This window comes from Mycetohabitans sp. B3, assembly GCF_021498065.1.
Lineage (GTDB): Bacteria > Pseudomonadota > Gammaproteobacteria > Burkholderiales > Burkholderiaceae > Mycetohabitans.
On sequence record NZ_JAHLKN010000122.1, the window covers coordinates 1 to 374 of the forward strand.

Here is a 374-nt window from a genome sequence, read left to right on the forward strand (position 1 = left end):
CCTGCGGGTGCGCCGTTAAGCACGCTTCGATCTCCCCCGGTTCAATGCGAAAGCCGCGAATCTTCACTTGCTCATCGTTGCGCCCCAAGAACTCCAAATTACCGTCCGGTAAATACCGCGCCACATCCCCGGTCTTATACAGCCGTGCACCCGCTTCATCGGAGAACGGATCCGGCACAAAGCGCTCAGCAGTCAACTCCGGGCGGTTCAGGTAGCCCCGTGCCACCCCGGCGCCACCAAGATACAGCTCACCGACCGCACCCAGTGGCACCGGCTGCCCGTGCGCATCGAGCAGATAAACGCACGTATTCGCAATCGGCCGGCCAATCGGGATGCTGGCGTTTGTTTCCGGCACGGACGTGATCTTGTAAGTC

At 61.0% G+C, this 374-nt stretch carries 1 protein-coding gene; it reads right to left on the bottom strand.

What is annotated here, in order from left to right; genetic code table 11:
* On the bottom strand, positions 1–374 hold a 374-nt coding region (locus tag KQH55_RS15870), incomplete at both ends, for an AMP-binding protein (RefSeq protein ID WP_235091645.1).